Annotated in this window: 18 protein-coding genes; 3 read left to right on the top strand and 15 right to left on the bottom strand. The window is 41.4% G+C overall.

The window, feature by feature from the left end; all coding sequences use genetic code 11:
• The first annotated feature begins 130 nt into the window (after nucleotides 1-130).
• Nucleotides 131-517 carry a hypothetical protein gene (locus LQ567_RS17000; protein ID WP_231006570.1) on the top strand — a complete coding sequence of 129 codons (387 nt, stop codon included), beginning with the start codon at nucleotides 131-133 and terminating at the stop codon, nucleotides 515-517.
• Nucleotides 518-586: 69 nt separating this feature from the next.
• Here LQ567_RS17000 and LQ567_RS16995 read toward each other — a convergent pair whose 3' ends face one another.
• From LQ567_RS16995 to LQ567_RS16970, 6 genes are all read right to left on the bottom strand, one after another.
• Entirely contained in the window at nucleotides 587-1,036 is a 450-nt protein-coding gene (locus LQ567_RS16995; protein ID WP_231006553.1) for an N-acetylmuramoyl-L-alanine amidase, read from the bottom strand.
• 51 nt (nucleotides 1,037-1,087) lie between these two features.
• Entirely contained in the window at nucleotides 1,088-1,837 is a 750-nt protein-coding gene (locus tag LQ567_RS16990; RefSeq protein ID WP_231006442.1) for a hypothetical protein, read from the bottom strand.
• Nucleotides 1,803-2,138 (bottom strand): hypothetical protein, encoded by a 336-nt coding sequence (locus LQ567_RS16985; protein WP_231006440.1) that lies wholly within the window; start codon nucleotides 2,136-2,138, stop codon nucleotides 1,803-1,805. Before LQ567_RS16985 ends, LQ567_RS16990 begins: the two co-directional genes overlap by 35 nt.
• Nucleotides 2,139-2,490: 352 nt before the next feature.
• Nucleotides 2,491-4,881 carry a DUF4838 domain-containing protein gene (locus LQ567_RS16980; protein ID WP_231006432.1) on the bottom strand — a complete coding sequence of 797 codons (2,391 nt, stop codon included), beginning with the start codon at nucleotides 4,879-4,881 and terminating at the stop codon, nucleotides 2,491-2,493.
• Complete coding sequence (locus LQ567_RS16975) at nucleotides 4,865-6,364, bottom strand: hypothetical protein (RefSeq protein ID WP_231006431.1); 1,500 nt, start codon at nucleotides 6,362-6,364, stop codon at nucleotides 4,865-4,867. The genes LQ567_RS16980 and LQ567_RS16975 overlap by 17 nt, the downstream gene beginning before the upstream one ends.
• A 518-nt stretch (nucleotides 6,365-6,882) precedes the next feature.
• Nucleotides 6,883-7,398, bottom strand: a complete 516-nt coding sequence (locus tag LQ567_RS16970) for a host-nuclease inhibitor Gam family protein (RefSeq protein WP_231006429.1) — start codon at nucleotides 7,396-7,398, stop codon at nucleotides 6,883-6,885.
• Nucleotides 7,399-7,523: 125 nt separating this feature from the next.
• Between LQ567_RS16970 and LQ567_RS16965 the strand changes: the two genes are divergently transcribed.
• Nucleotides 7,524-8,249, top strand: a complete 726-nt coding sequence (locus LQ567_RS16965) for a S24 family peptidase (protein WP_231006427.1) — start codon at nucleotides 7,524-7,526, stop codon at nucleotides 8,247-8,249.
• 231 nt (nucleotides 8,250-8,480) lie between these two features.
• A complete protein-coding gene (locus tag LQ567_RS16960) occupies nucleotides 8,481-8,624 on the top strand; it encodes a hypothetical protein (RefSeq protein ID WP_231006425.1) in 144 nt (47 codons plus the stop codon).
• Between the two features lie 301 nt (nucleotides 8,625-8,925).
• Here the strand turns inward: LQ567_RS16960 and LQ567_RS16955 are convergent, their stop codons facing one another.
• The 9 genes from LQ567_RS16955 to LQ567_RS16915 all read right to left on the bottom strand — a co-directional run bounded on the left by LQ567_RS16955 (nucleotide 8,926) and on the right by LQ567_RS16915 (nucleotide 22,910).
• Nucleotides 8,926-9,219 (bottom strand): hypothetical protein, encoded by a 294-nt coding sequence (locus tag LQ567_RS16955; protein ID WP_231006424.1) that lies wholly within the window; start codon nucleotides 9,217-9,219, stop codon nucleotides 8,926-8,928.
• 853 nt (nucleotides 9,220-10,072) lie between these two features.
• Nucleotides 10,073-10,447, bottom strand: coding sequence for a hypothetical protein (locus LQ567_RS16950; protein WP_231006422.1), 375 nt, complete (start codon nucleotides 10,445-10,447; stop codon nucleotides 10,073-10,075).
• A 1,121-nt stretch (nucleotides 10,448-11,568) separates the two neighbouring features.
• Nucleotides 11,569-16,116, bottom strand: a complete 4,548-nt coding sequence (locus tag LQ567_RS16945; protein ID WP_231006419.1) for a DUF6443 domain-containing protein — start codon at nucleotides 16,114-16,116, stop codon at nucleotides 11,569-11,571.
• A 101-nt stretch (nucleotides 16,117-16,217) separates the two neighbouring features.
• Nucleotides 16,218-19,241 (bottom strand): RHS repeat domain-containing protein, encoded by a 3,024-nt coding sequence (locus tag LQ567_RS16940; RefSeq protein WP_231006417.1) that lies wholly within the window; start codon nucleotides 19,239-19,241, stop codon nucleotides 16,218-16,220.
• 549 nt (nucleotides 19,242-19,790) lie between these two features.
• Nucleotides 19,791-20,048: a response regulator transcription factor gene (locus tag LQ567_RS16935; RefSeq protein WP_231006415.1), complete on the bottom strand. Its 258-nt coding sequence runs from the start codon at nucleotides 20,046-20,048 to the stop codon at nucleotides 19,791-19,793.
• A 199-nt stretch (nucleotides 20,049-20,247) separates the two neighbouring features.
• Nucleotides 20,248-20,772: a hypothetical protein gene (locus tag LQ567_RS16930; protein ID WP_231006414.1), complete on the bottom strand. Its 525-nt coding sequence runs from the start codon at nucleotides 20,770-20,772 to the stop codon at nucleotides 20,248-20,250.
• Nucleotides 20,762-21,160 carry a fibronectin type III domain-containing protein gene (locus tag LQ567_RS16925; RefSeq protein ID WP_231006413.1) on the bottom strand — a complete coding sequence of 133 codons (399 nt, stop codon included), beginning with the start codon at nucleotides 21,158-21,160 and terminating at the stop codon, nucleotides 20,762-20,764. Before LQ567_RS16925 ends, LQ567_RS16930 begins: the two co-directional genes overlap by 11 nt.
• The gene (locus LQ567_RS16920) at nucleotides 21,157-21,693 is read right to left on the bottom strand and encodes a hypothetical protein (protein WP_231006412.1); all 537 of its coding nucleotides are present in this window, start codon (nucleotides 21,691-21,693) and stop codon (nucleotides 21,157-21,159) included. Before LQ567_RS16920 ends, LQ567_RS16925 begins: the two co-directional genes overlap by 4 nt.
• On the bottom strand, nucleotides 21,690-22,910 hold the full coding sequence (locus LQ567_RS16915; protein ID WP_231006401.1) for a hypothetical protein: 1,221 nt from the start codon (nucleotides 22,908-22,910) through the stop codon (nucleotides 21,690-21,692). Before LQ567_RS16915 ends, LQ567_RS16920 begins: the two co-directional genes overlap by 4 nt.
• Nucleotide 22,911: the final 1 nt, after the last annotated feature.

The raw sequence follows: 22,911 nt of genomic DNA, 5'->3' as shown, positions 1-22,911 counted from the left end.
GGGTAGCCTGCGCATATTTAATCCAGGTATACCGTGCCGGAACCCTTCTTTATAATGCCAGCTACCCGTAACGGATCCCGGGTTTGGCGATCCCGTAAATCCTTTTTAATTTTAATAAAATATTGTTGTGATGCCCGCAAAAACCCAACCCACCCGGATCACTGCCGCGTTTTTGAACTATGAAAAGTTAAAGGCGGATATCAAGCAGATGGAGGCGGCTGTAGCCCAGTTAAGAGCGGACAGGGACCAGTTGCTGCAGCCAGCCGATCGTGCGCTCACCGACCTGGTGGCCCAGGAGATCGTTGATTACGACGAACAGATCATCCGGAAAGAAACCGCCATTAACCAGTATGAATTTGAAATGGAAAAATCCGTAACCTTCCTGGAATCCGTTTTTGCCCGGATCGGGGTGGATAAGGCCATCCAAGTGGTAAGTCTGAACAAAGAGGGCTTCCACATTTACCGCAACGACAAGAACCTGTTTTCGAGGGAGAAGGAACCGAAGTCCATACTATAAGCGGAAGATCTTGTATAAAAATACCCGCAGCAATAAGACTGACAGTAATGTCATGCATGCAATCTAAAATTATTCCTTGGCGATAAGATCCTGGCCATTGTTCTTTTCCCAACACTTCATCCACTCCCGCACATCAAAAGAAGGACAGGATTTGGTAACCCCCGGAAAATCTCTATGTCCCAAGATCGTTGCCCCCGGATATTTTTCCTGGTGCAGTAACAGCCACTCCCACATGATTCTCTTTTGCGCATCGGTTCGATTATCAACGGGCCGGCCATCAGCATCTATTCCTCCAATGTATGAAATATGAATCGCGTTTTTATTATATCCCTTCACGCCGTTTGCGATTTCATCTTCCGGCAAAAGATTCACCAACACACCGTTTCGCTCAATAATATAATGGTAACCGGGATTTGCCCATCCAAGCGTCACCTTCCAGTAACGTTCGATACTTTTAATAGTTGTAGTTGTTGGTGTGGCAGTACAATGTACTACTATATACTTTATCTCCCGTTTCATATTATTATCATTTATTGATTATACGTATTTGTTTATCTGGATATCGGCCTATCAAAACCGGATCAGGTTGTATTGCAAGCCAATACCTGCGGCAGCCTGTAATTTTCCGGTTTGCGGATTATACATTGCTCCGATCTGCGGACCAATACCAAAACGCAGGGTTCTGGGTACTATCTGTGTGGAAAAACGTTTCACGTGATTGATCATCACGCGCGGATTGTTACTATAGATGTCAACATAGTATTGCATCGGAGCGAGAATGTTTTTCCGTTTATGGTATTTAATTACATTCAGGTCTATTTTATAATTCAAAAAAAGGCTATCTGTAGTATGATCATACGCGATTTGCAACTGCGGATCTGCATAACTTTTCAGCGTTCCAAACTGGGATACTTGCTGGCCATCGGGCGGTTCTGTTACGCTTTGCAGCAACTTTATACGGGCCGTTGCCTGGCCATTGATCTTCGTAAGTTCATCTATCTGGGCTGTTGCAATTTTTAATGCCCGGGTTACGGTATCCAGGTAGCCATTACCCACAGACAACAACTTACCTGCTTCATTTTGCACCGTTACTTCTTTTATCACCGTATGCAACGAACCGCCGGCGTCTCGATATTTTTTTTGAATAAGAGCTTCGTAATCTTTATTGTTGGCCAGGAGCTGTTGTATGATACGATCACTTGCCTTTTTCTGCTGATATTTCCGTATGTTTCCAGTAAGGCTAATTGTCAAACCGGTGCAAAGCAGCGCAATGATAAGCGACGGTTTACTGATATTTTTTATCAAAAATCTTTTCAACATATAATTCGGTTTTAATTTTTACTACAGAGTCTTGTATTTGCTGCTGCGTTTCTGCTTTCTGCTTATAATAATCTCTTGCTTCCAGCGCCTTGATGCGGTCCTGGTGTATTTGTATGATCTGCCGGTTTTTTTCTTCTATACGCTCATCGCAGTGCGCATCAATACTGTTGTCTCTGTACCAGAGCACGGCTATTACCGAGCCGAACATCATCAGCATACCAATAAGCAGTGCAATAATTACGGCCTTGGGGTATTTGCTGATCTCCTCTATTGTAAAGGGTTTTTCAAAATTCCAGTTCATATGCTTCCTTTTAATTTTTATACCGGAGTTAAAAAGGCGGTAGCCTTACGGGGCTACGCGCCGGATGTGCCGCTTGGCTGGTTGCGCTTACCTATATGCGGCGAATATCTTTTACAATACAAACATACTATCGAAGAAGAGGGCAAGTGTCCGGTATAGGCAGCATTGCGCGCGATTGATGACAAAAAGGAATTTAAATGTTGGAAAGATCGGGCGCTGAAAGCAGGCTAATTAAAACAAGCAGTGGTTTTATTCTGCCCATTTTATTAAACATCAAGACAGGTTTTAATTTAAAAGTACATGTTTATAAAAAGCCCCGGTAAAAACCGGGGCCTAAAATTTTAACGCAGGTCTATTCGGGATAGCTGAAAGGTTGCAGCGCACAAATATTTGGTAAATTAAGAATTTCGTGAATCCCCTGACCAAACCAAAGTCGCCAACATTTGCCTCTTTCACTTACCGGAACAGGAATTCTGTATATAGAGAACCCATCAACTCCAGCACTTAAGAGTTCAGGCTGCGCGATGTAACTTCCATCCCAAACTCCATAAGAGTGCCCATTTGTTGGATCGTTTTTGACAATTATCTCAGAAGCATTTTGAGGAACCCAGATATATTTACCCGGATATGCATAATTATCGAAATCATTCGGATAATTATATACCCACAACAATTCATTGGTAATCATTTTAACCGACCAGGGATTTTTTATGGTATAGGATTTCCCTGGTTGTGTAACAATCTGGAACCTTTTATAATAGAATGTATGCCCGTTTCCGTTTGTTTCAAAATAATCAGCATTTTCTCTTGTTACCACATCATTCAAAATAATCAACCCGTCCGAGCTTATAACCTGAACCTGGGAGTTTATAACTCCGTTCGCATCATATAATCCCACGTCGAACTCAACGATCGAGTGGCTTGGATTCATAAATGCCGAAGGAGCGATACCCGTTCGATAGAACCAGGAGTGAACATGCTGAATAAATGACGCACTCCTCGGATTTAATGAAAAAGGTACTATTTCATACATTTGAGGGTTGTCGGCCAGGTCTGCTTCAAATTGAGCTTCAATCTCCGCCCATGTGGCAGGGGTAATGCTATTGGCAGCCGGAGCAGAGCCAAAGTACCGTTGGCCAATAAATGCGGGGGTCTGAATCATTTGTAAATGGTGGATCTTGTACATCCAGGGGAAACACATTGATTTATCGGCATTCTTGTGGTACAGCAAACAAAAATGCTGATACGCCGCATAAGCCATAATGCGCCTCCAATATTTGCTGTTTTTGGCAACAAGCGATACCGCTTCATTAATATCTCCAAGGCTCATTCCAACATCAGCCAGGCCATAGTACTTTTTCAGCCAGCGGTCATACATGCGTTTCATTGGTTTCCAGGCGCTACCAAAATAGCGGACAAAATAATTCACCAACAGTTGTTCTGCGTTTTGAGAAGGATCTCTTAGCAACTTGGTCAATACATAAAAGACCGGCGCCAATAAATTACTATCAGTTGTTTCAAACGTAATGCCCTTTACCTTATTATTACGATAAACGCCTATTTTAGAAACTATAGATTCAATTGCGCCTTCCATCTGAGGAAGACCAAGCGACCATTGAGTAATATTAAGATAATCGTATGCAGATGCATAGTCCGAAATATAAGGAGCCCAGGCGGGAAACATATCCTTTCTTACAGGCCAGCGGGTTTGAAAAGCCCAGGCATTTAGATTTACCAGTACGTTTTTATGTAATGGAAACTGTGGCGGCGCTACATTTAAAGGACCATCGCCGTAGGCTTGTATAGAAACTTTAATGTGTCTGTTATTTTCGTCAAACTGTTCTGCTACCTTATTTGCAAGCCAAAACCATTTATCGGAGGGAGTCCAGTTAATAATGCCGTCGAATCCATTGGGAGGAAGCGGATCATCAGATCCTCCTCTGCCATCTTCAGGATCGCTGCCGATCACATTAAATGTAAGTGCCGCATTGTACGTACTGGCGGCCCAATTTACCCAGGTATTTACGGCTTCGGGTATTTCTATTTTTATTCTGCCAGCGCGTTTGCCGGTATCGTTCAAAAACCATTCTGGATGGGCATCACATATCGCTGCATTTTGATTGTAAAAACTTCCCCCCGCATGTCCCGCGGTGGCGAAATCGTGTCCAAAACCCACCCTGCGTTTGAAACGTTCCCAGTTCTCAGCATAGCTAAGTCCATCTAAGGAGAACTCAATGGGTGCCGCCAGGCCGTTGCCATCTGGTATAACAGCCTGATTTCCGCCCGTGCCAAATTCAATCCGATCCGGAAAAGCATACGTAATTGTTTTCTTTTCTATACTTGGAATTATTATCCGGTCAGGCATTTCAAGTCCATCTGCGCCACTATTCATCCATTCTATTCCCAGTAATTCCAGAAAGTAATAGATCGCATTCTGTATTGAGTAATTGTAGCCGCTGTATTCATTATACCAAAGCGTTGCCTTTTGTGGAGATACTGCAATATCAAATTGCTGCCCATCCTTGCTTTCCAATGGTTGTGCGATTATGTGGATTCCGTAACCAGCTGTTGTATCTGGCGGAAGTACTTTTGCCTGTTTCCCCGTATACGTTGAAATCACGGCAATAAGATCATTAATACCAGGCATAGTGGAATCGCCGGAAAAGAAGATTGTCTCACCATAAAGTGATTTCTTTATACGGTTTCCCATGGCTGTATTTTCATCATTAGTCAATACTATCATATCCTGTAATTTTAAAAGTGATTTTTGTGCCGGCCGGAATGGTGTAGTTCTGATCGGTGTTGTTATTAATTTTAAAAGTGCAATACATGGGCGCCTTTAGATCGGGTATCAACTCCGCGGTCACATAATCATATGGTCCTCCTTCTGCTATTTCCTTCATGAGGATCGGTTTTGCAAACGCCTTTAGCGTGCTATCGATACCCCAGTATAGCTTGGAAGTAAAGGAAGCATTTGCCAGAATCGGAGTGTCGGCGTCCAATACAAATGTCCGGTTAGGAGGATATCCGAGGTATACTTTATTGGTAAATTTCAAAAAAGGAAGCCCAAACCCCCATTCATCACTTAAACTCCATCTCATATATTTTGCGTTAGCCGGGGGAACAGGCCACATTCTTCCATATTGATATGCCAAATGGTTTTCCGGGGAGCCTATCAAGTTTTTGTTTTTATCCAGGAACACGAACCGCAGATTGTGTGAATTAATGTCAAAAAACAGAGGCACTCCAGGAATAACCGGCATGTCCAGTAATTTTGGAAAAATAGCCTGGTAGTACACGTTGTCATACTCCCCTGTGGTCAGGTTTAACATTTTCCGCTGCCCCCAGGAAGTGTTTGTAGCATCCATAACGCCGCCTGAAATGTCCTTTCCCGGTATTATCCAATCGCCGTCTATTTTATATTTTACGTAGCCTCCCACATTATACCACTCAATAGTATAGCTGCGCGCGAGTTTTAGCGTTCCATGACCCACGAGCTGTATCTGCCACAGGTCTGTATTATCTATCAGGACTACTCCAATCCTTCCCTGCGCCGCATTCACCAGCTCCAATGAACAATCATCCAATGTAGTTAATGTATGCTTATTTTGAGTTGCTACATCTACCTGCATAGATGCAGAAAAAGGAATCGCCAGGAAATCGCTGCTGTTGACTCCGCCATTCATTTCCTGCTTGTTGCCCACATCCCAGATTCCGTTGTTTTTGTAAACAAGCCAGAGTTTACCATTCTCTGCAAAAGTGCCCCAATCACCATCCGTTCCAACCTGATTGTCCAACGGTAGGGTTAACGCCCATGGGCGGGCGGAGTCTCCTTTAATCTTCAGGTCTTCGATTTGCTGGGGTGTAAAATCTTCATAGGCAAAATCATCTCCTTTGATTTTTGCAACGGCATAGTAGGTGTAGGTGTCTGTTGAGGCGTTATAGTAAACCTTGTGCGGATCAGATTGACCCCAGGAGGTTCCCAAAACCACAATGGTCTGCGTGCTGTTATCTGCTTTTTTAAAATTAAATACCAGGTCGCTCGCTCCATTCCAGTTTTGCGAAGGCAACAGTATGAAGCCTGCATGTTCCGTGGGTGCCGATGTCATTACATCATTCGGGTACCAAAAGCGGAAACCAGACTCCACAAGGGACTTGAGGTTTTGAAATTCAGGCGTATTCGCCAGGTCCTGCAGTGCTGCAGGCGTAGTAATTACTTTTGTCATTTTTCTAAATTTTATAAATTGATATTGTTTATGTTTTTAATTGCCCCCATACAAACATACAGTTGCCACAATGCCTCAGTGTCCGGTTTTGGTAGTATTAGGGATGCTTTTGTTAGATATAGCAGTGATGTGCAATTACCGGATATTGTACTTGTTCGGAAAAGATTCAGTTGGCGCCGAAATGAAAATGTATCGCATCGTCGCAGACCCTTTATTCTAAAAAAAATACCGCACAACGGCGGTATTCTGTAAAGTGTTTTTACAACTGCTTAAGCCAGATCGTAATCTTTGGGGAGTCCCAGTTGTTCAAAAATGATCAAGACCTGTTTTACGTTGTAGAAGCGACCCTGTCTTTGGCCAATACGGTCCTGATGTGGTTTCAACCAGCGGTTCATAGTTCTCACACAAACCTCATAGATGCCGGCCAATTCTCCGATGCTGTATGGTTTTACTTTTATCATTTTAAGTTCCTTATTCAAGAATGGCAGAAATTAAATTTTACGGAAAGTACAAGACCTTCATATAGCAGATTGGGATTCTACAAAGAAGGTTTCATCCTGATCAATACAGATCCCCAGCTCTTTAAACTTCAGGCCCACTTCAGGTAAAAGACGGTCTGCGAGCAGTTTGCTTTTTGCAGGTTCCTCTACTGTTCTTACATAATCTGGTAAATGTATCTTTAGCAGATTTACCACTGATGACCAGGAATATCCTTTTAGTGTTTTTAGTTTTGGCATACCGGTTCTGAAGCCCAGGATTCCGTTTTTTAATGCTATGCTTTTTTTTCCTGCAAAGGCGTCACGATTATTTTCTGCGTATCGCTGAAGCGTTTCAAAAGCCTGTATCTTTTGAGTATTCAGATCGCTTAATTCCTGCAGGTACTTTTGCCGTATCAGATTGATCTCTGCATCCATTGTCGTATGAATTTTGTGCTGACGCTTCGCTGTGCTTGAAAAAATAAACAGCGCTGTTTCTGCTGTTTCCTTAGATGTGTTTCCCGTTAATACTTTTTTCATTTTTTCCGTAGTGCTCATAATTAATCGTTTTTACTTATTTTATCTTTCATACTAAATGCAAACACATCAACTGTAGATTTATTTCAACAAAAAGATTATATTTGCCATACAAATATAGATATTTATCTACAAACATAAGGAATATGGAGCAAAATTTCTCTAAGATCAAGGAGCGTATTCTTCAGCATATTGCAAAAGAAGGTATTAGTAAAAGAAAATTCTACGCACACACCGGTATTTCAAATGGCGTATTGGATAAGGCTACGGGATTGACAGAGGAAAATATTGAACGCTATCTTTCTTCCTACCCGGAAATCAATCCGACCTGGGTGGTCACCGGAGACGGAGAGATGTATTTGAACAGGAAAACGCTGGATAGTGATATTATAATACCCGGTTCAAATATGCTGGTCAAAGCTCCCGCCGGCAGGGTGCGGAAGCAACAAGCAAACCAAACGGGATCCATTAAATTTTATGATACCAATTTTGCCGCAGGTAATGATGTGGAGTTTTATGATGACCTGAATTCTATTTCCCCGGCGTATACGATGGATATTCCTGAATTTGCCGGTTGTACTGCCTTCCGTACCTATAACGATAGCATGGAACCCCTGATAAAAAGTGGTGATATTTTATTTGCCACCAAAATTGAGGACTGGGAAGACGGATTGGAGTACGGACAGATCTACGGTATCACAAGAGTTGACGGGCGCAGGCACTTAAAATATATACGCAAGGCAACAGCCCATGAAATGACGCATTTTCTATTGCGCTCGGAAAATACGGAGATGTACGATGACTTTCTCCTGAAAAAGAGCAAAATAAAAAACATATGGTTAATTCATGGCTGGATTAATAAAAGAACCTAAAGCTTGTTTATTATCTGAATGCAATTTGGTTATTATTCGTTCTGCTTTTTACAGTAAAAAAGCCCGCCCGAGCTTTTCCTGGAATAAAGTGCTTGCTGAAAGTACCTTCCTCCGCAGTAGCATCGTCCTTATCCGGCAGTGCAAGTAACATAATCGCACAGCTCGATCATCTCTCAGGCCCTGCTACAGACGAGGGCGAGAAGGCATACTGATGGTGAGCTCTCCGACCCGGTGGCCCAGGAGATCGTTGATTATGACGAACAGATCATCCGGAAAGAAACCACTATTAACCAGGATGAATTTGAAATGGAAAAGTCCGTAACCTTGCTGGAATCCGTTTTGCCCGGATTGGGGTGGATAAGGCCATCCCTGTAGCAAGTCTGAACCAAGGAGGACTTCCACATTTACCGCAACGACAAGAACCTGTTTTCGAGGGAGAAGGAACCGAAGGCGTTGTTGTAGGTTTTATGGGGATTTGATACCGGGGGAATTATATATACATCAGGATGAAAATTTCGCGGCGAATGATCTGATGAAGTATGCAATAAAAGGAGTAAAGGGACTGATTAAAACGTCTATTGTATCCCTTTTCGGAGTACATTGCGGGGCACACGCTTCGAAATTATTTGAGACTGCTTAACACGGGCGGCTATTGCCCTTGCCCAGCTACAACCTTCTATATGTTTTCATTGACTGCAGAATCCGAATCGTCAGGGTTATAGTTAAAATATAAAAAGGTCTGATAGGCGATCTCTTGCAAAGATTCTTTTTCCCAAATACTTGAGGGATATACCAATTTTTCCACATCATCAAGTGGAACTCCAAATTTTATATGATATGCGATAATAGCTTCCGTTTGAGTTGCACCATTTTGCTTGAGCAACATTAATATTTTGCTCCCTTTCTCAATGCCTATTCCACTACTATCAAGTACCTCTATAAGAGATTTATTTCTAGGATGTATTAACATACTTAAATTTATTTCTTGGTATTATCAAATAAAGTTATAACTCTAGTGCCCGTATCAGGCAACTTAGATCCTGGAGGACGAAGTCTAGAAAACTCAATTGTCGCCTTATTATAACCTCCCGCCCTCGAAATATCAGTTATTTCTTTTTGCAAATTTAAAAATGTGGATGCCCCTATTGTATTCTGTGTCTGTATAGTTCCTAGTCCTCCTCTTGCACTTACAACTTCAATATTATGAAAATTTATTACTCCATTTGAAACTGTAATCTCGCCAGAAATAATTCCTTTCTCGGCACCAACAGTAACTTGAACATTAAAAAAGCAAGCGGTACTCCCGCATTATTGGAGATAAAAATTTAATCATAGTAAAAATATGCTGATCCCCACATAAATGCAAAAAATACCAACCAGAAATCGATATAGCTTACTGAAATTTCTTGGGGAAGGAGGGATACTTACATCTAACATTTTCTTTTTTAAACTGTCTTTTTTTTTAATCCCTGAGTAAATCAGAAATAACCCAACAAGTAAAAGAACAATCGACACTGCTATCTTAATTATACTTAATGCCAACATCCGTTTTTCTTTTGCAATGAATACGATTTGCGCTGAACATCGTTGTAATCTTTTATTTCTTCAAATATTCTATGCCCAACGGAATAACTAAAGACGTACATCAGGATGGATTTCTTAAATAGTTCCCCTCGGTGTATGATCAGAAACAATCCAAAAAAGCTATGCAGAACGGATATTAATTTCGAGGAAGCCCGTTCTATCCAAACCGAACAAAAAACAAATTAACCCTATTTCGTCCTATTGATACCACCGCCAAAGAAATTCAAAATTTTTATTGCCTATATCTTTCCTACCCTATTTCTCCCCTGAAATGCTAATTTTGCTAAAATTAGCATCCCAAGCAAAAGCCCCACTAATGGTTGATAAGCAAAAATATTTTTTATGTCCCCCTTACTAAAAATATCATAGCAGTAGTAACCAAAAATCATCACCACAAAAAACATTAAAATCAATAAAACAGATCGCCTTGCTTTTGAAAAGTAAAACTTAGAAAGAAAGTATGCTGTAACTACAAAAATGGCTACGGATAAACTATTAATAATTAAAAATGACAAATCAACCTCGTGTGCTGTTGCCATTATTAAAAAGGTTGTTTGTAAACAGAACAGAATTAAAAACGCAGCATATAATACTGACAAAACTTTCATAGTCATTACAAATTACTATTTGTTTTTATACCCTGTTACTTAAATAAATCTAATCCTTCCGCGTTTATTAATTTATATTGAAAAATGTCACGCGCCTTTAGCTTTATGGCCTGATTATAATATTTCATTATTTCCCGTCCATCGATACTGTTCACTTTTAAAAGATCCAAAGAGTCGTCAGGATATCTATTATAAATTCCAAAATACTGATTTACCACATCAACATTTGCATACAATACTTAACACAATCCGCCATATACTTTGCAATCGGCAACAGTTTTTTAGAGTTATAATCTAAAAATATTATTTTTATTTTATTATAACAGATACATCTCCTTTTTTTTCGTTGGATAACAATTCTTCGAAATTACTAATCCTTTCATTCATAGAATGGATACAGGAACAATACAGAGACACGATTGTAATAAATAAATTACTATTTTTTAGCGTTGTCACTAGTCCAGCCACAACTTGCTAGGTTTTCAATAATGTCAGCCCATCAGCTGGCCCCAAAATAGGCGGCGCTCTGGGTGTATAGGTAGCTCCTTGAAGAAAATAAAGCAGCCGTCACATTAGCGCCTTTTAGCTCAGTCGAAATAAAAGTAATGGTTCTCGCACAGCCCGGCTTTGCACAAACCTTGTTGACAGACCTACCCGAGAAGGGATATACGACATACTTGCAACAGGAATTGAATTGAAATCAATGTTCAATTATTTTCTCCTCGGGTTCCAACTTACTAAAATAAGTACCTATAATAAAAATTAAAAGAGGAACCGCCACCCAAAGAGGTAGCATTTGTCCGGGTCGTACGGAAGCTCGCCCTAAAAGTTTAAAACACACCGTGTACCCAATACTTGAAATAATAATCGCGCCGATCGTAAGTAGAACAAATATTACCGCATTTTTCAGTTTTATAACCTTTTTTCTTGTTTGTGCTCCTATTGTAAAAAAAACCAGCGAAAATAGATACGATAGAAAACAATTCGATGCGATTAGAAAGAAATCATTTATTTGCGAAAGAGCGAAATCGACAGTATTTAACCAACTGTTTAGTTTTACTATTAAGTCACGCAGAAAAAACAGTGATGTAACTGCACCTATAAAATAGGTCAAAATATTTCTCATTTTAGAAATCTTTAAACTCGATTTTTTGCGGCAATGTACTTTTCTTATTCCTCAAAAATGGGTTTGCATCATACCCTGGATCCCCTTTTCGTGCTTCCCAAACAACCTTACCTGTTATCACAGAGACAATTCTAACTTGATTGTAAGAATTTATCACTTCGGTTCTATTTACTTTAAAGCCATAATAGTTCTGTGAATAAACCTCTCCCGTAAATCCATTAAATCGAATTTTTCCATACCAATTTCCTATATCCACTACCGTTGCAATCATTCTTTTTTGAATCTTGAAAGCATTTAGGCCATAGCCCACCCCAACACCGATCACTGATCCGACAAATTGACTTTTTGTCATCAAATTAATCCCATAACCGAAAGCCATGCCGGCAGAAGATTTGAAAATTTCGGTCATAAGTATATCATCTTCATATGGAGTTGCTACTGTTCGCTCATTTCCATATGTCACCAATTTTGAATGTTCGGACCCTGTAGCTTCTAATGGTTCTGTATATTCAGACTCTCGAATCCAAAACTGGGCACCGCCCTCTCCCTTATTGGTATAGCCTCTATTTTTCTTTCTTTTTTCAGGATCCTCACCACTCCAACCATCATACTCAGCATAATCGCCATTTAATAGTTTAAATATGTTGAACGGTCTATTGTCCGGTCCGTAAAATTTAAAGGGAGGATTGGGAAGTGTTCCTTCAGCACGACCTGTTGCAGTCTCATAAACTTCCATACCATTTGGATCGATAAAACGAATCGGGTCATTGATTGCATAGGTATATGGAGACCATTCCGCTGTTTTCTCCGTCAATGGATCAACAGCATGCCACCTACCAATAACAGGATCATAAAATCTGGCGCCAAAATCATACTGGTTCAGTCCCAAATCTTCTTGCAATTCCTTCCCATTATATAGATGTTTGTTTTGTAAAGAGGCAACATTTCCCTGCATCGAGATTCCTTTCATCGTCAACCCGAACGGATAATAATGCGTTTCTTCCAACAAGGTTCCGTTCTCATTGATCATCGAGCGCACATTCCCTAAATGGTCCTTCAGGAAGTAATCCGCGGTAAAGGCCGTACCACTAGGACGGAACCGCCCTTCTTCCATACCAATATGCTGCAATACATCATTTTCAAAGATCATCCCGCCCAGATAGGTGGTTATCTTCTGGCCACTACCCTCGATTACCGTTTTGCTCAGTTTGTTACCTAATGCGTCGTATTGATAACTGATCGTCCCCTTGCCCGTAACATCAATTTGCTGTGGTAAATTTAAGATATTATAATTAATTGTTTGGATCCCTTTGTTCTCATCTTTTGTAAGGTTCCCGTTTGCATCATAAGCATAGTCGTCACCACTGTTGGCACCGTCGTTAAAATCGCCCAACTGGTAGCTCCGCGTATCGCCAACCTGGTCCGTTACTTTTGCCAGTTTATTGCTGCCAGGGAGATATCTGTAGATTAGCTGATCCATCAATATGGAGCTGCTGCCAGCCAGGCCCTGCTGGGTCATCGCCTTTATATTCCCGTTGTAGTCATACGCACTTTCCGGGTTCAACGGATTACCATCACCCATCCGGCTGTTAAAAGTTCCGGTAGCCGTATAATTGCTGCCATTGTATTGTTTAAAGTCGGCATTCATCAACCGGTTGGCATTATCATAACTGAAATCATATCGTCTTATTTCGGCATTTCCGGTCTTGCCCCGCCAGCTCATGCCCCCGATATTACCATTGTAATACCGGTTACCAACCGAACCGCCAAAAGAAGGATATTGATCGTAATTCAATTCAAATCCAAAATTGCTGTTATTATTACTTCCGCTGGCATAACCCCGGTTCATGCCCAATAACCACCCTCTTACATTGTATTCATATCTTTGTGTTTCAGCTCCGGCTGTACCATTGGCATCCGTGGCGCCCAGGGTTTTACCAACCAGCTGGCCCAATTCATCATATTTATTCACTGCAATAATCTTATCCCCGCTGCTCAGCCCCGTACTGCTGCTCATATTCTTGGTGATCCTAACCACACGCCCCAGAGCATCATAGCTATTTTTGGTCACCGTGGTTACTGTAATGGCAGTACCGCCTGCATTATTTTCCCGGCTCACCACCGTCAGCGGCTGACCGCTCCAGCTGTATTGAGTAGTGACTATATCCGACCCCGTTGTATGGTTTTTGGTTTTTACTTGGATCGGACGGGCCTTATCATCATAAATCGTAAGCGTATAGGTATAGTTCGGAGTACCTAGTATATTGACCTTTGTTCCAGTCACCAGGCCCCTGGTACGTGTGTCTTTCTGGTTGGCTTGCGCATAAGGAAACTGCGTATCAGATGCGGGTAAGAAATAGCTGTCTGAACCCATATCGTAATTTTCATTCAGACCACTGGCCGTTTCCGTGCCTACCCAGCTATAATCGTCATAAAATGTCTGCGTCAATATCGTAGCGTTGCTCAATAGGTCATTGGTTGGATATTGTATGGCCTCATTGGCATTTCCCGTTTTGGACATTGCAGCATTCCAGTGCGTATTCGGATCGTTGTCCTGGAGATTGATCAAGCCCGTTTTTGCCGGCCGGTTCAGCTTATCGTACTGTGTATACTTCCAGTTACCCTGGCTACGCAGGTTCCCGTCCTGGGTCATTACCAGCCGGTCCCGCACATCATATACCATTATTTCCTCCGCCGACCCCGGCACTTTTTTAACGATCATTCTTTGTCTTCCATCATATTCATATTGAAAACATTGTTCCTTCCGTAAGGTTTCTGTAAGTACCCAGCTATTAACGTCATTCATTGTCCTAACGCCTTCTGGTTGAATAACACATCTCAGGTTACCCAAATCATCATAAAGATAATACGTGCACAACCAACCGGTATGGCCCCGGCCATCCCCGATATCTGCCGCATTATCCAGCAATTGCACTTTTTTCAGTATTAGTTGCCCCTTTTTATCTTTAAATGTTATAACCTGTTTTTGATGCTCGTCTACAACTACACTCTTATACAATTCACCAGCAGGATAGGTTTGACTTGTTATATAAACGCTGTTAATAGTAGTAGAAAGCACTCCGTCTGTTATATTCCAGATTCTTACAGAATCTGTATTTGCATTTACCCAATATTTACTTTTGATACTATGCCGGTTCTCTTCGCTTGCTCTAACTATTGAGCCCACCCAATTCTTCCCTGCAGCGAAATTTTCCAACGGCCGGTTTAAAGGAGACGCTTCGAAAATAGTCTGTCCATAGTAATTTGACTCACCCTGGGTTGCATATTTTGAAGTCATAAATTGCTGATGTTCTGCAATAGGATTCAGCTTAAACAACCCATCTGAATTTGACGCTGCATATGTCGAAAAGCTGAATTGCTCGCGGCCAAAACCATCATATAAGACAGGCGTGACCAGATCTGTTGCTCCTGCAGTATCCAGAATATTGGCTTCATTGGTAACTATAGAACCCTTTTTTTGCACCGTTTGCAGAATTCTTCCTAACCCATCAAAATATTGAGTAGTTTGTTTTACCTCATGCATCCCTCTTTCCGGCAAACTCGCCGGATCTGTAACGGGAGCAGTTGCCGTCCAGGTTCTAATATAATTAATAGGCGTATATCCCGTATACGGCTGAATGGCCGGCAATCTTGGAAGTGATGGCTTTCTTATTAATGTTTTTACAGATAGATTAAGATCTCCCCACCCATCATCTACCCCTTCCATTACAATATAATAGGTCCCAGCCTTGACCCTTGTAACAATAGATGATGATAGATTTAAACAGAGCGGACCGCTTTCACGATCAGCATGAATAACTCCTCCTGCATCATTTAACAGATAAAGGTATGTAGGCGTAGACGAACCACATAGTGAGATCTCAAGGTCCGCACTATCTATCACAGTTAATGTATAGTAAATATCATCACTTGGTTGTCCCATATTATTTCCATATCCGAATGAAGGTGCATTTCTCCTGCTATCTGAAAAGGTGTATAGAACATCGATATCTCTATAATACCCTATTTTAATAGCATTGGACATATTTATTCCTTCAGTAGGAAGCGTCCCTCCTGAATTATCTTTAACACCAAAAATCACCTCCAGCGTTACGCCTCCAGTATTTGTTCCCCCGCCTTCAACAACCATATAATAGGTACCAGGAGCAATACTTATTTGTGCGTTATAGATAGTGGAAGTAAAATCCAGACTCATTATTTCTACACCATTTGAATTCAACAAATAAACTTTATTTTGAATTGCATAATACAGCATCACATCTAAATCTGCATTACCATTAACAGTAAACCTATAAAAGGCATCTTCGCCGGTTCCTCCGTACGTATTGCCGTTACCTGTCGTATAGCAATAAGCAAGGTAATCCTCACTTAAATCGACCGTATAAACACCCATTGAAATAGGATTATTAATCGTACTCCCTTGCTGTGCATCCGCACTTTTGAAACAAATCAGGAAAACTATTATACCTATTAAATAGCATAAAATGCCACACTTTGTTCTGATTCTATAACATTTTCTTAGCTTCATCGCTGAGTTTTTTGGATTATCCATATATGCATTCCCACTTTACGTGCACTCTCTTTTGATATCCCGGCATTAAAAATCGCTTTACGGATTTTGACTGAAATCTAGTTACTGTAATGATGTTCTATTTTTTTTATCACCCGGCCTTCGTCATCTTTGATTGCTGACAATCTGTTAAATGCATCATATTCGTAGTATACAGTTCGGCCCCCTGAATCTGTTTGAGTTTTTAATCCAGCATTGAGGTCATAGCTAAAAGATGTAAGTATTACATTCTTTAGCGTGCCACTCTGAATCGCATTTCGTATGGGTATTAAAAACTGATTAATTTCGTTTAACGTTGGCCATTTCTTTCTAACAAACTGTTCGATTTGCGATACTCCAATGATACTTTCAATCTCCTCATATTCAACACCCTTGATTTCAGCTATAGGAAACCTATAATTATATCCCCACAGATAATTTACAGTCATGTCCTTTTCTTTAGAAAGGCTTTGCACATTTCCCTTGCTATCATGCCTTTTAAAAAGAACGACATCTTCCAATGCTTGATTTCGGGAATTCAACCGTTGTATTTTTGAAAGAACAAAGTGCCCCCCGGGCAATTCAACGTATTGATTTTTACTTTGACTAATTAGCGTATTATTTTTTTTTCCGGATTCCTCCAGCACCTTATTTACATCGTTTGCCTGAAGCATTAACATTGCATTTGCATCATAAGGAATATTAGCGGGATAAATAACACTCTTTTCAAGAATATCATTCTTGCTATCAAAAGTTTTTATCGTGGTAACCTGGTTCAAGTTGTTATAATCATAAATCGTTGTTGTTGTAATAGAATCATGATCAGTATATAGTACTTCTTTTTTTTCCTTCAAAAGATCATTTCCTGTTTCTACTGAATAGAGCCCATGATTATACATTGAAGAAATAGCAGCATAATAGACTGGAAAATATTCATCAAAAGTGGAGCCGGTGACAGATGCATATGGAATAACTTTTAGGCCAGTGAATGTTTGCTGGTTGCTAACCTGATAGTTAAACTGCTCTCCCTTTAAGAGTTTCCCATCTTTATCATAGGTGTTTTTTTCCAGAATAACAGGTTTTTGCCAGTGGCGGTAGTTCTTTATATACGTTGGGCCTCCCAAGTAATAAACCATTAAATGATTGGGATCATTTATTTCAATAGAAAACGGATTTGGAGTATTCGTTACCCCACTATATCTATATGTTACCTTTCCATTGAGGCCTAAATAATCTGAGGCAACTAATTCGGTCACTTTGGAGTAGTTGATAACATTCTCGCTTTCTGTGCGATCACCAAAATAGTTACTCGAATACTGAATACCTCGGTTACTCGTCCAACTCATACCATCATGAATGAAGATGGGAAATTCTTTTCGGAAGTCCGTATAATCAAGGGGGGCCGAACTATACCCGCCCTCGTAAAGAAAGTACCTGTTCAAACTTTTAATAAGACTATTTCCAGAAGATATATTTCCATCGAAATGACTAATTGACCTAATTCTAATTCCTCCTAAATAGCGCGGAGTAACATGCGCATCTAAATTTGGTTCATACTCATAAACAGTACTTCCTCCAGTAGGATATTTTATTCGCTTTAAAGAAAATAATTCCGGTGTAGGATTTTCGTCTCGGCGTTCAAGATATCCAGGATAACTATCACTGAATTTTCCACTTATCCTATTACCGGATTGGCCTTCTCCATCTGCTCTGGCATGGTCATTCCCGAATTGAATGTTCAGTAGCCGATGTGGGTTTAGCACAACTTTGTTATATCCCCATTGGTCTGGAACTAAGTAATTGTTTAAAAAACCTGGTGCATAGTCGTCGGCATCATAGTAATCAAACTTATATGTTTGAACATCTGCCATGTCTTTCCCATAAACCCTTATAGAATCCAGGAATGTGTATGAATGGGTTTCAAGAAATAGCGGGTGGTAATAAAAATCAATTCTTTTAATTTGAGCTTGGTTGAGCGAATCCCTTACTGTAATCCGGTTCACCCTATATGTCGAACCTTGATTCTGAACATCGAATTCGACGTATTCAGTGGGAGTATGAATTGATGAAAGGGAAAAACACGAAAAATCAGTTCGTTTTGCTTCTTCATCAATGGAATGGCTCCAGAATGCTCCTTGATTTAACAGCGGGTCTTTTATTCTTATTAAAACCTGTCTTTTATATTTACTGCTTACCGCCTTACTTTCATATTGAAACTTTACTTTTTCTCCATATTTTGTATCGATGTCCGTTAGTGCCCATGCTGTTACATTTTTCAAATCATACGCACCAATGTTTGTTTCAAGAACGCGCGCTCCAAGTTTGTCGACCTGTTCACCAAAACTAAATTTGTTCTGATTCTCATCTTTTATTGTAAATCCAATGATTCCACTTGTCGTCATATTTGAAGCAGTTCCTTCTAAATAGGTAAACCTGTTCCTACCAGGATTGATTTCACTAACTATTTTATTGACGCGGTCACTTATAATAAATTTTCCGCTTCCTCCGGGACTCATATAAGAAAAGTGATCATATTCTCCATCTAATAACGGTTCGCTAACAGAAGGTATCTGAAGACCCAATCCATTTTTTACGCTTGGTGTTAGAAATCTACCCAAGAATTTATCCCGATCTTGAAATGGATACAGGGCATGCCGATCATTTAGCGTTATATTATCCCAACTTATTGGAGGGAAGTAGAGATTATTTTCAAAATATTGCATTTTGGATTGATATAAACTGGGATTCATTTCAATATCCCGAGAATCGGGCTGACCATAAATTGTCCTTGATATCCGATAATCGCAATTCAAACTCCACCCCAGACCCACATTACCATCGTCCTGTCCGTTCTTTATTCCAGATGCATGGTATCGCAATACAATAGGAATTTCAAGTTCCTTCATTTTTATTGTATATAATTGGATAGCAATTTCAGGAACTCCAGTGCTGTAGTCCACAGGAAAATCGACATACTTATTCAGTTCCCGAGTGAGCGGAGCAGGGGGAATTATATTGGGCAACTGTTGTGAATTAGTAAACAAAGTCACAACTATCAACCCCAGAGTTAAATAGATTCTGACAAATGCCTCAGAAGTCCTCATACTGTCATTTTTAATTTGATTAAACTTTTATACTCATTACACTTTTTGCCTGGAAAACTGATACTATCAATTATACTTCAATGCTACATGAACACGTTCAGCACAGTAGGGCTGTGGCGTCCAAGCCAGGTAACATTCTTTTCAGCTCCGATTAACATAAAGTCAATTCACCTTTTTTATTAAAATTTATCATCTACGGCTCCTGCATCCACAATCAACATTTAAAGAAAGATGAATACTTTAGCTATAGGCGTATACAGATGTAAAAGCAGCGACATTATAGAAGATGAATATGAATACACCTTTATACAAAAGCATTATTCAAGAGTTAAGCGCAGTATACAGTTCTAAATCGGGCTACTGGCAGAACTGCTTATTATCTATCTCTAACAAAAGAGACTCATGCCGATAAATTCCTGGGCTTGTTCTCATTAGATAACGCGTACTTCTCCATCTGCAGTTTCCTAGCTTTCAGTTCGTCATTTAAATCAGTTTTGCGAAATTAATTTCTTACATCAAAGAAAACAATACGTATATATACCTGTTTCCTCAGAGCTGCAGCGTTTCCGTATTATTATTTGCGCTTATCAATGTTTCGTAAACAACTTTTATTAATCCCACTGTTGTTTTTACGTTGAGCTTATTCAAAATATTCTGGCGGTGTCCATCCACGGTGCGCTTGCTTATAAACAGTTCTTTTGAAATCTCGACATTGGTCTTTTCCTCAACAATCATTTCCAGTATTTCTTTCTCACGGGGGCTTAAATGGGCAAAGTTCGAATGTAGTAATAGATTGTTTTTTTTCATAGCAGTATTATTTTTTGTTCAATTGCTGATTAAAACATTCACTTTTATGTGATGTTTATTATGGGGCTACAACGTCACTAGTGGCGCGTCATCAGGTCCTATATTTATTTAGATAACTCTTCCGATTTCCCACAATTAGACAGAAACGATTTCCCGAACACGATTGTTTCGTCGCGCCTCTGATACATCTTTATGTCCATCAACCCCCAATCACATACTCAATCCGCTTTCCGTTAAAGCTCACGGTTATCTTCTGATCGGTGATGTCCAGCACCCTTGTTTTATCGTCAATCTTTTCGTTTATGCTTACGCTCAGCCCCCGGCCGTTTACAGTGATCATGGCCATCTTCTTCCGGGTTTGGGGGTTGTAAATATACCCGCTGTACTTGATCGCCGGCGGCGGGGGAGGCGGCGGCGCTGCCATAACCGGTGCCGGTTGCGGGTTTGCAGGCGTTATACCTGCAGGCGCTTTGGCACCGCCTGGTGTGATGGTTTCGGTAACCACTTCTTCTTCGATCAATTCATTGCTGAAAGGATCCGGATAGGATGCCGCGGTAAGCTGGTACGCTGATAATGTATCCGCAGTTTGAGGCGGTTTTATTTTCGTGGCTACCGGCGGCGGATCATCACCCGACAACCCCCGGATCACTTTGTAAATGATCAGTCCCCAGATCAGCGCTACCAGGCCGATCAGCAGGTATTTCATATTGGGATTATTCTTCAAGGCTTTGATTGTTTTGTATAAAGAACATCCAGGGCTTGCTATACGGACTCACTGTGTTTTTGCCAATGGCACGCACGCGCCACTGGTATTTTTTACCCCGCTCCTGTGCAGTGATCCGGATACTATTGCCGCTGGTGATGGTATCCTTTACCAGCTTTGCCAGGGAATCAAATTTAGGCTGGGCCACCTGCACCTGGTAATCGGCCGGCTGCTGAAGCGGTGTCCAGCTCAACTGCACCAGGGTGTCGGCCAGCAACATACTGTCTGCCGGCGACGCCAGCTTTACCGTATAAGATGAGTAATCATCATCAAAGATCTCTTCGCAGGAAGCCGATGCGATGAGCAACCCCACCAGTAATGCTCCTATTATGATACCGCTGTTTTTCATTTTTTATTCACTACGTTTTGAATATATAAACTGCAATTCAACACCTCACTGTCGCCCTCCTTTATGTGCTGATATTTTATGGATGCGATCCGGCAGAGCTGCTCCTGTTGTTCCAGCTGGAAGATCAATTGCAGGATCTTATGAAACGTTCCCTCAACCGTTACCACCCGCGTCCAGATATCCTGGGCACTTGTTCCCAGCGGCTTGTACTCTTTAAACTGCAGGCCCAGTGCATCACACCGGCTGTTGATCGACGCAAGAATGGCGCCGTCCAGCCGGGAGCTGTCTACCAGGTATTGTTTTTGCCAGCGATCGACCGCCTCCTGCTTTTTCTCAAATACCTGCATACTGTCCGCCATCAGGGCTCCCTGTTGCTGCAGCCGCTGATTTTTGTGGTAATCGCTGATCACGGCGGCCGTTTTCCGGAATCCCAGCAGGTAACAAAGTAACAACAGCGGAACTACCGACCAAAGCAGCCATTGCAGCCGCTGCCGGTAAGTGACGGGCGATTTTATTGTTACTGCTTTACTCATGACTGTATCGTAATTTCGAGGGTAAACACTGCAGCCAGCAGATCCCGCTTATATAAATAATTATTGATGACCACCGCTTCCACTCCGGGGATATTCTTTATAGCCCGGCTGAAGGTTTCCAACTCAGTAGGATCGGTTGAAATGCCCTGCAGTATAATTTTATTGTTGGCAAAAATAAGATCGCCCGCACCTATCGATTCCTGTACAGGCGCCGTTTGCAGCAGGGAAAAGCGTACCGTTTCCGGTGCCAGCGCCGCAATACGATCGGCATAATAGCTATGCCGGGTATTTTTATTCCAGCCCGCGCTGGTAAAAAAAGCATAAGATGAGTCGGACCGGGCCTGCTCCAATAAACTGCTTTGGGTGGCCGCCCGCACCAGGTCTGCCTGCTGTGCCAGTGCCTTGTTTTTTCCGAAATAATGATTGAACACAAAAAAATTACCCAGCAGTAATACCAGCAATGCGGCCAATACCGTCCATTTGGTGAAATGAAATAATTTGTAGTATTTATAGTCTTCCCCCACAGCTTTTACTGCTTCTGTAGTAATGTCTCCTTCCAACTGATCTGCGGGTTTTAACAGCACCTGCAGCACTGCGCCCAATGCATTTACCTGTTGGGCTTTATACAGCGCTCCGCCCACCATGAATGAGGATGCATCCGGCCGGTCCCGGGGGCCATAGATGATTTCATGGATCTTTTTTTGAACGATAGCAACCGAATAGGAGGGTGTGTGGATCGTTGCATCCGGGGCTTCCAGGAAGGGCAGGGCCTGCACCAGCGGGGTTAGCCCGATACCAAGCGACAGGGGTTGAAGACCCGCAGCATTCAATGCTTCCAGCACCTGTGCAACCAATGTTTTCCGGCAAATAAAATGATATTGCCCGGTTGCTTCATCGGGACAGGTTACGGAGAAAAAATCTCCCGGGTTGGAACCGGGAAATAACTGGTTCACCAGGTTGTTTTCCGGTTGGGCGGTCTTTCGCATCAGCACACCTTTACCATTGATCACCAGTACCAGGGGTACCTGTTTCGGCAGCCGGGCTTTTAATAATTTCAGGTCTTCAATATCTGAATACGCGGTGAGCTGTTGTAATTTTTTGTCAACAAATTTCACATGGAATCCATTGAACTGCCAGCGCTCGTCCGGACCGATCTGCAGCTCCACGCCAACAGCTTCCTTGATGGTAATGATGGTATCTTTTAGCTTCCGGAACATG

It is taken from the genome of Niabella pedocola (assembly GCF_021044425.1).
Lineage (GTDB): Bacteria > Bacteroidota > Bacteroidia > Chitinophagales > Chitinophagaceae > Niabella > Niabella pedocola.
Note: the sequence above shows the minus strand (reverse complement) of the source record. Positions and strands in the feature narration are given on the sequence as shown.

What these genes read in the sequence shown, in the direction of transcription:
- LQ567_RS17000 (WP_231006570.1), top strand. Translation starts at nt 131, where the DNA reads ATGCCCGCAAAAACCCAACCCACCCGGATCACTGCCGCGTTTTTGAAC.
- LQ567_RS16950 (WP_231006422.1), bottom strand. Translation starts at nt 10,447, where the DNA reads ATGACTATGAAAGTTTTGTCAGTATTATATGCTGCGTTTTTAATTCTG.
- LQ567_RS16990 (WP_231006442.1), bottom strand. Translation starts at nt 1,837, where the DNA reads ATGTTGAAAAGATTTTTGATAAAAAATATCAGTAAACCGTCGCTTATC.
- LQ567_RS16965 (WP_231006427.1), top strand. Translation starts at nt 7,524, where the DNA reads ATGGAGCAAAATTTCTCTAAGATCAAGGAGCGTATTCTTCAGCATATT.
- LQ567_RS16985 (WP_231006440.1), bottom strand. Translation starts at nt 2,138, where the DNA reads ATGAACTGGAATTTTGAAAAACCCTTTACAATAGAGGAGATCAGCAAA.
- LQ567_RS16935 (WP_231006415.1), bottom strand. Translation starts at nt 20,048, where the DNA reads ATGAAAAAAAACAATCTATTACTACATTCGAACTTTGCCCATTTAAGC.
- LQ567_RS16970 (WP_231006429.1), bottom strand. Translation starts at nt 7,398, where the DNA reads ATGAGCACTACGGAAAAAATGAAAAAAGTATTAACGGGAAACACATCT.
- LQ567_RS16995 (WP_231006553.1), bottom strand. Translation starts at nt 1,036, where the DNA reads ATGAAACGGGAGATAAAGTATATAGTAGTACATTGTACTGCCACACCA.
- LQ567_RS16945 (WP_231006419.1), bottom strand. Translation starts at nt 16,116, where the DNA reads ATGAAGCTAAGAAAATGTTATAGAATCAGAACAAAGTGTGGCATTTTA.
- LQ567_RS16915 (WP_231006401.1), bottom strand. Translation starts at nt 22,910, where the DNA reads ATGTTCCGGAAGCTAAAAGATACCATCATTACCATCAAGGAAGCTGTT.
- LQ567_RS16955 (WP_231006424.1), bottom strand. Translation starts at nt 9,219, where the DNA reads ATGTTAATACATCCTAGAAATAAATCTCTTATAGAGGTACTTGATAGT.
- LQ567_RS16975 (WP_231006431.1), bottom strand. Translation starts at nt 6,364, where the DNA reads ATGACAAAAGTAATTACTACGCCTGCAGCACTGCAGGACCTGGCGAAT.
- LQ567_RS16940 (WP_231006417.1), bottom strand. Translation starts at nt 19,241, where the DNA reads ATGAGGACTTCTGAGGCATTTGTCAGAATCTATTTAACTCTGGGGTTG.
- LQ567_RS16925 (WP_231006413.1), bottom strand. Translation starts at nt 21,160, where the DNA reads ATGAAAAACAGCGGTATCATAATAGGAGCATTACTGGTGGGGTTGCTC.
- LQ567_RS16980 (WP_231006432.1), bottom strand. Translation starts at nt 4,881, where the DNA reads ATGATAGTATTGACTAATGATGAAAATACAGCCATGGGAAACCGTATA.
- LQ567_RS16920 (WP_231006412.1), bottom strand. Translation starts at nt 21,693, where the DNA reads ATGAGTAAAGCAGTAACAATAAAATCGCCCGTCACTTACCGGCAGCGG.